This window comes from Actinomycetota bacterium, assembly GCA_030776725.1.
Classification (GTDB): Bacteria; Actinomycetota; Nitriliruptoria; order Nitriliruptorales; family JAHWKO01; genus JAHWKW01.
The window spans coordinates 1-11,691 of the sequence record JALYHG010000178.1; the positions used below are offsets into that span (position 1 = coordinate 1).

Consider the following 11,691-nt stretch of genomic DNA (forward strand, 5'->3'; position numbering starts at 1 on the left):
CCAGGCGGTGGACCCGGCGGTGCGCCCCCATCCCGGCGCCACGACCGCCGCCCGCAACGCCATCGAGCAGCTCCTGGCCGTCGTCGAGTCGACGTTCCATGAACCCGCCGGCGAGGTGCCCCCTCCCCCGGACCTGAGCGGCCTGCGCGAAGCCGGCATCCCCATCGCTAGCGACTCCGAGTTCGTGGTCCGGGTCGGCCGGCTCGACGACCACCGCCGGCGGCTGTTCGCGTACGCGACCGGTACGACGTGGCCGTGGCGACAGGCCATCGACGGCAGCCAGCCCTGACCGCGGCCCGTCAGGGCCCAGCCGGCGGCAACGGCGTGGTCGCCGGACCGCAGAGCACCGTTCCGTCCGGCGCGTAGCGGGAGCCGTGGCACGGGCAGTCCCAACTGGATTCGGCCGGGTTCCATCTCACGATGCAGCCCAGGTGCCGGCACACCGCCGACCGGGCGGTCACCGTGCCGTCGGGCGCCTTGGACACCGCCAGCAACTCACCGTCGACCAGCACGACCCCCGCTCCGCCGGCGGGGATGTCGTCGAGCGAGTACCCGTCGGGGCGGACGCGGTCGCCAACGAAGCGCTTGGCCGCGTCTAGGTTGTGCTCGAGGAACCGCTTCGCCGACGTGGTGAGCGTCGTCCGGCTGGTCGAGAAGAGGTCGGCGTAGGGGTTGTCCCGCCCGGTGATGCGGTCGTTCAGGATCCAGGCGGCGACCGTGCCGTTGGTTAGACCCCACTTGTTGAAGCCTGTTGCCACGTACACCTGCGGGGCCAGTGCGATCTCGCCGATCAACGGCATGAGGTCGACAGGGACGAAGTCCTGCGCCGACCAGCGGTAGCGGACGTCGCGGACCGCGAACCGTTCGCGCGCGAAGCCGGCGAGCCGCTCCTCGTGGGTCGCGGTGTCGTGGTCGGCTCCGGTGCGGTGTGACTCTCCCACGACGATGACGAACGCGTCGTCGGAGTCGTGGTAGTGGCGGATCGACCTGGTGGGCTCCTCGGCGGAGATGTACATGCCCTCGGGCACCGCACCGTCAACCGTCCCGGCGACCCCGTAGGTCATGGACGGCTCGGTCCGCGCGAACTCGAACCCGCGGTCCACGATCGGCATGAGCGTGGCCAGAACCACGTGGTCGGCGGTCATGCGCCCCCGGTCGGTCTCCACCACCTTGCGGCCACCGTCCTCGGACACGGAGACCGCGCGGGTGTGCTCGTGGATCGTCCCGCCCAGGTCCTCGGTGAGGGTGCGTGCCAGCCCGTCGAGGTACTTCAGGGCGTGCAGGTGCGCCTGGCCGTCGAACCGGACAGCCCCGACCACGTCGAAGGGCAGGTCGGTGCTCTGGCTCCAGTGGGCGGGCAGCCCCAGCCGTTGCGCCACCGCGACTTCACGCTCCAGCCCCTGCAACTGGCGGCGGTCCTCTGAGTACACGAACGCATCGGAGGGCGTCAGGTCCGCCTCGATGTCGTGCCGGTTGATCAGGTCTCGAACCAGCCCGACCGCGGCCTGGTTGGCCTCCCCGTAGCCGCGGGCCACCTCCTCGCCGTGCTGCTCGACCAGCTGGTGGTAGATCAGTCCGTGCTGCGAGGTCACCTTGCCGGTCGTTCCCCCGGTGGTCCCCGCGCCGATCCGCGACCCCTCCACGACCGTCACCTCCGCACCCGCCTCCGCCAGCACCACCGCACAGGTGAGACCGGTGATGCCGGCGCCGACAATCACGACCTCGCGGTGGGCGTCCCCAGACAGGGGCGGATATGTGGGAGCAGAGGCGGTGGCTCGCCAGATCGACACCCGATCGTTGACGTGTCCTGCCATGTGCGGTTCCTTCAGCAGTCGCCTGGGCAGCCCTTCTTGGGGGGTTGCTGCGGTATCGGCGCTCGCGCCGCGCGTCCGGTGGCGTCAGGCGGGCGAGCCGGGGACGCTCTGCGCCAGGCGTCGCAGCTCGCTCAGCGCGGCCCGCAGAGCGGGCTGGGTGTCATCGTCGGCCAGCCGGTAGAAGTTCAACCTCCCGTCGCGGCGGCGCTGCACGAGCCCCCCGGTCCGCAGGATCCGCAGCGCGTACGACGCGGCATCGTTCGAGACGCCAGCGGCCAGAGCGACATCGCCGACACACAGCTCGTCGACGGCCAGCAGCGCGCAGATCACTCGCGCACGGACCGGCTCACCAACGATTGACAGCAGCTCTGCCAACCGATCCACCTCGTCCTCCGACAGCTGCGCCGCGCGTGCCCGCTGCACGCTCTCCTCATCGAACGGATGACCGTGCCCGGCCTCTGCCACCAAGACCCTCCAGCTGTCCGTCGGCACCATCGTGGCCCCCAAGCCGCCGCCCCACACGGACCCCCGTACAGACGTGCCGTCATCGGCCTGTCTTCGCCGCCCGGGACCGGTCGCAGGCCGTGACCTGCTCACACCGAGGTAGGGCTGCGAACGCGGTGCTACAGGTGCCTCAACGTCGCACGGCCGCGACGCACAGGAGTCCCCATGAACACGCTCACGGGATCCACGCCGCACCTGGACCGACCGGTTGCCAGCCGGCCCTTCGACCTCGTCGCGGTGGCCCTGGGTGCGTGGATGGTCGCCGAAGTTCTCCTGCCGCCAGCGGCCGAATATGGCGTGGGCAAGCGCATCGTGTGGTTCTCAGTCACCGTTTTGAGCTCAGACCAAGTGCGGCAACAGCAACCGTCCGCAACGGCCATGCGGACATCACCCGAACGGGTCCCCGTCGGGGCCATCGGCGGAGAGCTAGCCTCGGGGCTGACACTCCAGGACCGTGCGGCCCGGCCGTCGACGGGGGGGAAAGAGCGGTGTCCGACGCCACGCTCGTCCCGCCACATCTCGAAGAACTTCGGAGCTTGGCGAACGAGACGGCCGTCACGGTGCTGCGGGCCCACGCCGATGACGTCGATGAAGAGGCGCGGTGGCCGTCAGAGGGCATCCGCGCCCTGGGTGAGGCCGGCCTCCTCGGTCTCCACGTCAGCGCGGAGCTCGGCGGGCGCGGCGAGGGGATGCTGGCGCTGGCGCTGGTCACCGAGCAGCTCGGGCGTGAGTGCGCCTCGACCGCGCTGGTGTACGGCATGCACTGTGTCGCGTCGAAGGTGTTGGCCGTCAAGCCCACCCAGGATCAGGTCGAGCGCTACCTGCGTCCGATCGCCGCCGGGCAGCATGTGACCTCGCTGGCGCTGTCGGAGCCTGGAACCGGCGTGCACTTCTACCTGCCGCGCACGGCGTTCCGCCGCGATGATGACCGGTTCGTCGTCAACGGACGGAAGGCCTTCGTCACCAGCGGTGGTCATGCGGACTCCTACGTCCTCAGCGTCGTGGCCGAGGGGGTACGGATCGACCCGGGCACGTTCAGCTGTCTGCTCCTGGAGGCGTCGCCCGAACTGCGTTGGCAGGGGGAGTGGGACGGTCTTGGGATGCGCGGCAACAGCTCTCGCAGCCTGCTGCTCGAGGACGTCGAGGTCCCGGCCTCCAACCTCCTGGGTGCTGAAGGTGACGAGACATGGTTCGTGTTCGAGGTGATTGCCCCCTACTTCCTTGTCGCGATGGCCGGCACCTACCTGGGCATCGCCCAGGCAGCGCTGGACGACGCCCTGGCGCACCTGCGCAAACGGACCCACGAGCACACCGGGGAGCGGTTGGGGGCCGCGGACACCGTGGCACACCGTGTCGGAGAGCTCTGGGCGGCCGTGGAACGGACCCGTCAGCTGCTCTACCACGCCGCCCGGTTAGGGGATGCCGGCCACCACGACGGGAAGCACGCGCTGTTCGCCTGCAAGGCCGAGGTGGCCGAGGCGGCGGTGCACGTGGTCAACGAGGTGATGACGCTGGTGGGTGGCATGGGCTACGGCCGTGGCGGTCGCCTGGGACGGGCACTGAGGGACGTCCGGGCCAGCCACGTCATGTCGCCGACGACCGACCTGCTGCGTATCTGGCTGGGCCGTTCGCTGCTCGAACTGCCGCTGCTGTGACGGCGGATGGAGGACAGCGCGCCCCTACGGGAGCGCAAGGAACCGTCGCAAGCGCCACCGTCAGCCAACTCCTCGACGATGCGTTGACCTCTGTGGATGGTGTCGTCCTGGTCAACGACGTCGAGACGACGCTCGCTCGCCTCAGCGAAGAGCCAGCCGGCGCAATGCGGACGGTCCTGGCCGTCGTTGGACCGGACGTCGACCATCCGCTGTCCGTCGCTCTGGAGCTGCAGCGGGCCCACGATGCACTGGCGTTCGCGTTCGTCGTCGAGCCATCCGCGGCTGAAGCGCTCGAGATACGCCTCGGTCTCGTCCCGGAGCTTCGCGGAGCGACCGTCATCGCTGCGCAGGGCTCGGTGGAGGCCTTGCGGGCGTCGCTTGACGAGGCAGCGGTGGCCGCCGCTCGACGTCATCAGGTGCGCGGCGCACTCGACGAGATGAACCGGCAGCTACTTGACACCGGACGTAGCGCTCCGTCGTCGCGCGAGAGCGTCTCCGAGAGCTACCTCGCAGCGCTGGTCCGCCACCTCCCTGACGCGATCGTGTCGGTGGACACCGAAGCGAGCGTCGTCGCGCTCAACCGGGGCGCGATGACCACCTTCAGGACGGGCAGGGTCACCGCCGAGGGGCAGACGCTCTCGGCCGTCCTCGGGCCGGCCGGCGAGCAGATCCGTCCGTTGGTGGACGACGCACTGGCAGGGCGCACCCGACGAGCCGAGGTCGCCGTCGGCACGGCGGACGGTCGGCTGGTGGTGTCGCTCACGGTTGCCCCCGTTCGCGACCACGCCGAGCGCGTGGTCGGCGCGGTCGCGGTCGCCCGCGACATCACCGATGCCCGACGCAACGAGGACCGCCTCCGAGAGCTGCAGAAGGCACAGAGCCTGGCGACGCTGGCCGGCGGCGTCGCGCACGACTTCAACAACCTCCTCGTTACGGTCAACAGCTGGGCCGAGCTGGCGGCAGAAGACCCCGGTGACGCCGAGGTCGTCGCAACGGCGCTCGAACAGATCCAGACCTCGGCGCGACGCGCTGCCGAGCTGGCACGGTCGATGCTCGTCTACAGCGGCCGGGGACGCTTCCAGTTCGAAACCGTCGACATGACGGCACTGCTGCGAGAGATGGCCGCACTCCTCCGGGGAGCCATGAGTCGCAAGGTCGAGATGCGCCTCGAGCTCGTCGACGAGCTACCACCGGTCGAAGGCGACGCAAGCCAACTCCGCCAGGTCGTCATGAACCTCGTGACCAACGCCGCCGAGGCGCTGTCGGAGCACACAGGGACGATCACCGTTCGCACCTCTGGACCTGACGGGGCCGGTGCTCTGGCCGAACGGCAAGAACTACCATCCGGTCGCTACATCGCCGTTGAGGTCGCCGACACCGGGCCCGGCATGGACGAGACCACCATGGAACGCGTCTTCGAACCGTTCTTCACGACGAAGTTCGAGGGACGCGGTCTCGGTCTCGCTGCCAGCCACGGCATCGTGCGCGCCCACGGCGGAGTTCTCACCGTCGACAGCGAGCCAGGCCACGGCGCGACGTTTCGTATGCTGCTGCCGGCGCTGGACAAGGGCGGTGGCCAGTGAGCGATACGACCGGGCCGTCTCAGCTCCCGCCGAAGGGCACCGTGCTCGTCGTCGATGACGAACCGGACGTCCGCCAGATCGTCGGCCTACTCCTGCGTCGCGAAGGCCACGAGGTCCTCGAAGCCGGCGACGGCGAGGCGGCCCTCCACGCTGTACGTGAAGCTGGCAACAGCATCGACGCCGTGCTCCTCGACGTGATGATGCCGCGAATGACCGGCCACGAGGCGTTACCCGCGATCCGGGAGCTGCAGCCGGAGATGCCGGTCGTGTTCTTCAGCGGCTACGACCGCGGTGAGGTGACTGGCCATCTCCAGACGGCGACCGCCCACACGACCTTCGTGCCCAAGCCGTTCACGAACGAACAGCTGCTGGCCGCCATCTCAGAGGCGATCAGCGCCTCCTCGCGACACCGAGGCCCGCGAACCCCGTGAGGGAACCGATAGCAACGCCCAAGCGCGGGCAGCTCCACCGAGTCAGCTCTCGCCACCTCAAAGCCAACGACCGGCAGGCAAGGCGCCAAGAGCTGGACCGCGAGTTCCAACGGGGTAACGACTCCGCTCGGCCAAGGACCGCCGGTGAGGCTGACTGGACCGACCGGACGTCACGATACCGGAGCGCGGTGGCCGAAGCCGGGGGACGGCCCTAGCGGCGTTTGTTTGGAGCCGCCCGGACTACCGGATTCAGGGGTCGTGCAGCTGGGCGCGAACCGCGCGACATTCCCCTGATGCGCGGTGTGATCGCTTCCGCGAAAGCGGTGGGCCGCACGTACGGCAGCGTAGATTGCGAGACTCGGATGCGGCAGGCCGGCTGGTCATGGCCTGCTCGGTGGCTCGGGCCAGCACCGCCGTGTTGACTATGGGCGGCTGATCGACATCGGTGGACCGCCCAGACACGAACGCAGATGATCTCGGCGGGTGCGGTCCTGCCAACCCCCGTAGTCAGCCAGCACCCCAGAGTCAACCTCGAGTTGGGCTGCCAGCCACCGCACCGCAACTGAAGGAGCGGCGGCGAGGTCATCGGGGACGAACCCTAGCCACGGCAGCGTGCAGAGCTGCAGGGCCACCCCCAAAGAGTTTGCTGCTCCCCGATGCTTAGCCGCCCACCGCCGATCCCGCTCGTCGAGCCGGAGAAGCTCGCGAGGTCCTCACCGGTGATTTCGACGGGATAGCCCGACAGGCGGGCCACCTCAGCATCGGAAAGGTAGCGGGTCGGCATCCCCACCTCCACGAGCATGGTCAAACGGTGGGGAAGGTGTCGGCACCCCAGTACCTGGCCTGCGACCGCAGCAAAATGGCGGTGGGGCCGCCGGCTGCCTCGCAGGCCTACCCATCGGGTGTCGGGCCGCATCGCGGTCGGGCCGGGCACCTTGTTCTCAGGATCGCTTCTTCCAGGTCGAAAGGGGTCACGATGATCTCCAAGGAGATACTGATTGGTGCTGCCGACGCGTGGCTGGTGGTGGTGTCCGCGCTCGGCGTCTTGCTCGCGGTCGTGGTGTACACGCGCGTGGTGGGGTTGCGGACGTTCTCGAAGATGTCCTCGTTCGACTTCGCCGTCACAGTGGCGATCGGTTCGGCGATGGCGTCGGTGTCTCTTGTGGGATCGTCGCTGCTCGCGGGTGTGCTCGCGATCGGGACGTTTCTTGGCGCGCAGTACGTCATCGCGCAGCTACGCAGCAGGTGGACCTTTAGTTCCATGGTGGACAACGCTCCCGTCGTCCTGATGGCGGGTCAGGAGTTCCTGCATGACAACCTTCGTCGAGCACGCGTGACCGAGGACGACGTCCGGGCCAAGCTGCGGAAAGCCAACGTGTACAACTACGACCAGGTGCGCGCGGTCATCCTCGAGACCACCGGCGACATCAGCGTCATCCACGGCGACCACCCGCTCGACCTGGACATCTTCCGAGACGTCACTGACCACGAAGCCCTGGCTGGCGGAACGGGTCAGCAGGCCTAGACAATCCACCTGATGGAGATCGGGGGGCAGGCGACGAGACGGTTGGTCTTCCGTAGCGTCGTTGGCCTCGGCGGGAACGCTCTGTAATCCCCTGTCGCCTTCGGGCTGACTTGGTAACGAGGTGCGCCCGTCGAGGCCGCCGCCGTGTGACTGACCAGAGGGATGTGCACGCTCACATCAGGACTGTCCGTAGCGGCTTCTGCACCGTCACCGACAGGAGGCCAGCATGGATGTCATCATCGGGATCGATCCGCACAAGAGCTCGCACACCGCCGTCGCGCTCGACACGGCTGGACAGCGACTCGCCGAGCCGCGAGTGGCCGCCAACAAGGACCAGTGTCTTGCGGCGTCAGAGGTTCGCGGAGCCATGGCCCAGCGACGGTGGGCAGTGGAGGGCGCCAACGGACTTGGCCGGCTGCTGGCTCAGCAGCTGATCGCCGCTGGCGAACAGGTCATCGATGTGTCCGCCATGCTCTCGGCTCGCGTCCGGCTTGTCTCGCGTGGTTCGGCACGCAAGTCGACAGACACGACGCCCGGTCGACCGCGATCGCCGCACTTCACGGTCGGCTGCGCGAGGTTGGCGCTGAGACGTCGCCGTGGTGCTGCGGATGCTGTCAGATCGCCGTGATTAGCTCTCAGCGTCACGCAACAGGACCGTGTGTCGGCTGCACAACCACCTGCGTCACCTGCGCCCAGGTGGTGCTCCGCTGCATCTGACGGCCGAGCGGACCAGTCGGCTGCTGCAAGGCATCTGCCCTGACGGCGTGGTCGCGGTGCAACGCAAGCAGTTGGCCCGCGAGCTGGTTGCCGACCTGCGCACGGTCGACAAGCAACTCGTCGACATCGATCAGCGCATCGTCGAGCGGTCACCGCAACCAAGACGAGCCTGACCGACGTCGTCGCATCGGCCCGATCTGGCTGCGGTGATCATCGGACACGCTGCGACAGCCACCGGTTCCCCTCGCGCGCCCACTTTGCGAGCTACGCAGGCACCGCGCCGATCGAGGCGTCCCCGGGTGACGTGTCGCGCCACCGGCTCTCACGCCGCGGCAACCGCCGGCTCAACGCTGCCATCCACATGGTCGTGCTCAGCCAGCTGTCCCACACGAGTCCCGGTCGCGTCTACGTCGATCGACGCCTCGCCGAGGGCAAGTCCCGACGAGAAGCGATGCGCGCCCTCAAGCGTCAACTGTGCAACGTGATCTACCGGTACCTGGTCGACGACGCCGCTGCCGAGCGGTGCGCCGCGCCAGCCGCAGCGTGAGCGGATCCGGGGGACACGCCAGCCTCGAGGGCTGACGTCAGGTCACACCCGGATCCGGGAACGACCCTACATCGCAGACAGCCCTGTCGCTGGGTGGCCTTATCACGCCCTCAGAGTTCTCACCCCAGACCGCACTTGACACACAGAGGGTTCGTTCTGGGCGGTGCCTCGGAGAGAAGAACGGCACATAGCGCCGACCCGGCTACCACCGGCGGTACCGCTGGACACGCGCGACCCATCAGGCGGAGATGCCGTCGTCATAGCTCTCAGCTCAGCCGTCGCGTGAGTACCGGGGGGTGTAGCCAGCCAATCTGCCGAGTGGCGCGAGAACAGCGAACGCCGAGCGTTGGACCGCCAAGGGGGGCCGCGCGAGTGCGATGTCGTTGAGGTGTTCACGGGCGATGACTGCCATCCGCAACGGGTTCGGGACGCCCTTGCGGTTGGTGCGACCGTCAGCGGCGAGTTCGTACACCGTCTCGAGGAAGTGCTCGAAGGTGCCCGCTGGGTCGAAGGAGACGGCGATCGATGCGGTCTCCGGACCGTCGTTCCAGAACGTGTGGGCGGTTCCGGCGGGGATGTCGATCGTTGCAGGCGCCTGCAGGATGTCGTTCGCCCGATCACGCAGTCGTATGCGCGCAGCCGCGTACTGGGGGTGGACCACCGGGGATCGTCCGATCGTTCTCCTGCCCGGGCGGTGGTCCGGCGGAGCCGCGGCTCAGGCCAGCGCGCTCTCGCGCCCCGACCCGCGCACGAACAGGCACGACGAACGGGTCCGGTGGACGATGTCGCTGAGCCGCGCCGTGTCGACGTCGGTCGGCAGACCCATGACGTCCAGGTCGGCGGTCGGTGCCTTGTCGATCGCCTCGAGGAAGCTGCCCTCGATCGGGTACACCTCGGCGTCAGGCAACCGCGCCGAATCGAGCAGTCGCTCGAGACCGTCGCGGACCGCCTGCTTGCGTTCCAGTTGCGGGATCGCGGTGAGCAGGCGGATCCGGCCGGTCCAGTTGCGGTGCAGCTTGTACGCGGTCAGCAGCGCCAGGTCGGTCTCGGCGGCCTCCGCCTCGGGCTCGAGCGTCGGGCTGCGCAGCCACAGGTTCACCGAACGCTGGCGTCCGAGCCCCGTTGTCGGGTGCGGCACGTACAGCAGCACCCCGACGCCGTGCTCGCGTGCGTGTGAGGCGATGTCGTGGACGTGGGCGGTCCGCCGCGGATCGTCGGGGAGGGTGAGGAAGACGATGTTCGGTCGAAGGAACGACCCGCCCACCGCTCCGAGCGCCGTGATCACCCCGCCCGACAGCGATGGGGCTTCCGCCACGGTCCAGGAGGCGAACACGTCCTCGTCCTGGAAGGCGTCGCAGAGCCGGTCGAGCCGCACGGGCACGAGCTGTCCGCTCGTGTCCTCCGCGCTCTGGACGCCCATGATCCGGACCGACCCCTTCGGGTAGGCGATCGCGTGGATCAGCCGGAACGTCGCCTGCAGCTCACGGTCGTCCTGGACCGGCACCAGGAGGTTGGGCTTCCACGCACGCTCGTGGGTCCCGCGCAGCGCCGTGACCTTCTTCGCGGCCCACTCGGCGACCGCGACGAACAGGCCGCTGCGCACGTCGCCGTAGGGGGCCGCCAGGTGCCGGCGCACGAGGTACGCGTAGACGCCGATGACGACGGCGACCGCGAGGAGGCCGAAGGTCGGGTTCACGATGAACATCGCGAACACGCACCCGAGCGTCCCCGCCAGCGGGACGACGCGCGGCACCCGCAGCAGCGGTCGGAAGCTCGCCAGCCCCAGGCTCTGCTCGATCACCACCACCAGGTTGATCATCGTGTAGGTGATCAGGAAGAACATCGTGATGAGGGGGGCGACCGCGTTCAGGTCGCGCAGCATGAGCGCCGCGAACACGATGCCCGCAGTGACCGCCATCGCGTTGCGTGGCTTGCCCTCGGCCGTGGTCCGCGCCATCCACGAACCGCCAGGCAGGATCTGGTGGGTCGCCAGCGCCTGCAGGATGCGCGGGGCGCCGACGATCGAGGCCAGGGCCGACGAGTACGTGGCACCCAGGAGCCCGCCCAGCACGGCCGGCCCCCACGCGGCCCGGTCGACCATGATCGTGTAGTTGGAGACCAATTCGTCGGGGGAGGCGGACCTTGCGAGCCACACCGCCAGGAGCGCGTAGATCACGAAACTCACCCCGATGGCCGCCATGGTGCCGAGGGGGATGCTGCCCCGGGGGTCCTCCAGCTCACCGGACAGGTTCGCGCCAGCCATGATCCCGGTGGCGGCCGGGAAAAACACGGCGAAGACGACCCAGAAGGACGTCCCCGGGAAGCCGTCCTCCGGGGCGCCGGGGAACTGCCCCCACAGCTGGATCGGTTGGTCCATCGGTCCGGTCGCCGCCGCCCACCCGATCGACACGAGCGATGCGACGATCATCGCGAGGATCACGTACTGGACCCGGAACGCCAGGCTGGCGGACACCGACGCGATCGCGAAGAGCACCACGAACACGACGAGGTCGACGACCAGCGCCGGGTGGTCGGGGAAGATCGTGAGCCAGCCGGCGCGGAACCCGAAGATGTACAGCGAGACGGCCAGCGCCTGGGACAGGTACAGGGGAATCCCGATGCTGCCGCCGACCTCCAGGCCGAGCGACCGCGAGATGATCGAGTATGCGCCTCCCGGCCCGATACGGATGTTCGTGGTCACCGACGACATGGACAGGCCGGTCGCGCCGCTGATCCCGAACGCGATCCCGATGATCACCAGGCCGCCGAGCAGTCCGGCGTTGCCGATCACCCACCCCTCGCGGAGGTACATGATGACGCCGAGGATCGTGAGGAGGGTGGGGACGAAGACGCCCTCGAACGTCCCGTAGCCCCGGCTCTCGGACCGGGACGAGCCTCCAGACGTGTCGGACAAG

Annotated in this window: 11 protein-coding genes; 7 read left to right on the forward strand and 4 right to left on the reverse strand. The window is 68.9% G+C overall.

Going from position 1 to position 11,691, the window contains the following annotated elements:
- Positions 1-289: hypothetical protein (locus M3N57_08315; GenBank protein ID MDP9022686.1), on the forward strand; the 289-nt coding region annotated here is incomplete at its 5' end.
- Positions 290-299: 10 nt separating this feature from the next.
- Here M3N57_08315 and M3N57_08320 read toward each other — a convergent pair.
- A complete protein-coding gene (locus M3N57_08320) occupies positions 300-1,814 on the reverse strand; it encodes an FAD-dependent oxidoreductase (GenBank protein MDP9022687.1) in 1,515 nt (504 codons plus the stop codon).
- A gap of 84 nt (positions 1,815-1,898) precedes the next feature.
- Positions 1,899-2,279: a metalloregulator ArsR/SmtB family transcription factor gene (locus M3N57_08325; GenBank protein ID MDP9022688.1), complete on the reverse strand. Its 381-nt coding sequence runs from the start codon at positions 2,277-2,279 to the stop codon at positions 1,899-1,901.
- A gap of 527 nt (positions 2,280-2,806) precedes the next feature.
- Here M3N57_08325 and M3N57_08330 point away from each other — a divergent pair.
- From M3N57_08330 to M3N57_08355, 6 genes are all read left to right on the forward strand, one after another.
- Positions 2,807-3,973 carry an acyl-CoA/acyl-ACP dehydrogenase gene (locus tag M3N57_08330; GenBank protein MDP9022689.1) on the forward strand — a complete coding sequence of 389 codons (1,167 nt, stop codon included), beginning with the start codon at positions 2,807-2,809 and terminating at the stop codon, positions 3,971-3,973.
- 92 nt (positions 3,974-4,065) lie between these two features.
- Positions 4,066-5,556, forward strand: a complete 1,491-nt coding sequence (locus M3N57_08335) for an ATP-binding protein (protein ID MDP9022690.1) — start codon at positions 4,066-4,068, stop codon at positions 5,554-5,556.
- Complete coding sequence (locus tag M3N57_08340; GenBank protein ID MDP9022691.1) at positions 5,553-5,987, forward strand: response regulator; 435 nt, start codon at positions 5,553-5,555, stop codon at positions 5,985-5,987. The genes M3N57_08335 and M3N57_08340 overlap by 4 nt, the downstream gene beginning before the upstream one ends.
- Positions 5,988-6,963: 976 nt before the next feature.
- Positions 6,964-7,512, forward strand: coding sequence for a DUF421 domain-containing protein (locus M3N57_08345; protein MDP9022692.1), 549 nt, complete (start codon positions 6,964-6,966; stop codon positions 7,510-7,512).
- Between the two features lie 656 nt (positions 7,513-8,168).
- The gene (locus M3N57_08350) at positions 8,169-8,402 is read left to right on the forward strand and encodes a hypothetical protein (GenBank protein ID MDP9022693.1); all 234 of its coding nucleotides are present in this window, start codon (positions 8,169-8,171) and stop codon (positions 8,400-8,402) included.
- A 110-nt stretch (positions 8,403-8,512) separates the two neighbouring features.
- Complete coding sequence (locus tag M3N57_08355; GenBank protein ID MDP9022694.1) at positions 8,513-8,776, forward strand: hypothetical protein; 264 nt, start codon at positions 8,513-8,515, stop codon at positions 8,774-8,776.
- A 271-nt stretch (positions 8,777-9,047) separates the two neighbouring features.
- Here M3N57_08355 and M3N57_08360 read toward each other — a convergent pair whose 3' ends face one another.
- Both M3N57_08360 and M3N57_08365 read right to left on the reverse strand, forming a co-directional pair.
- Positions 9,048-9,437 (reverse strand): hypothetical protein, encoded by a 390-nt coding sequence (locus M3N57_08360; protein MDP9022695.1) that lies wholly within the window; start codon positions 9,435-9,437, stop codon positions 9,048-9,050.
- A 54-nt stretch (positions 9,438-9,491) separates the two neighbouring features.
- Positions 9,492-11,690 (reverse strand): amino acid permease, encoded by a 2,199-nt coding sequence (locus M3N57_08365; protein MDP9022696.1) that lies wholly within the window; start codon positions 11,688-11,690, stop codon positions 9,492-9,494.
- Between the last annotated feature and the right edge of the window lies 1 nt (position 11,691).

Excerpts from the sequence above, each read along its gene's own strand:
- M3N57_08320 (MDP9022687.1), bottom strand. The coding sequence starts at position 1,814 with ATGGCAGGACACGTCAACGATCGGGTGTCGATCTGGCGAGCCACCGCC.
- M3N57_08345 (MDP9022692.1), top strand. The coding sequence starts at position 6,964 with ATGATCTCCAAGGAGATACTGATTGGTGCTGCCGACGCGTGGCTGGTG.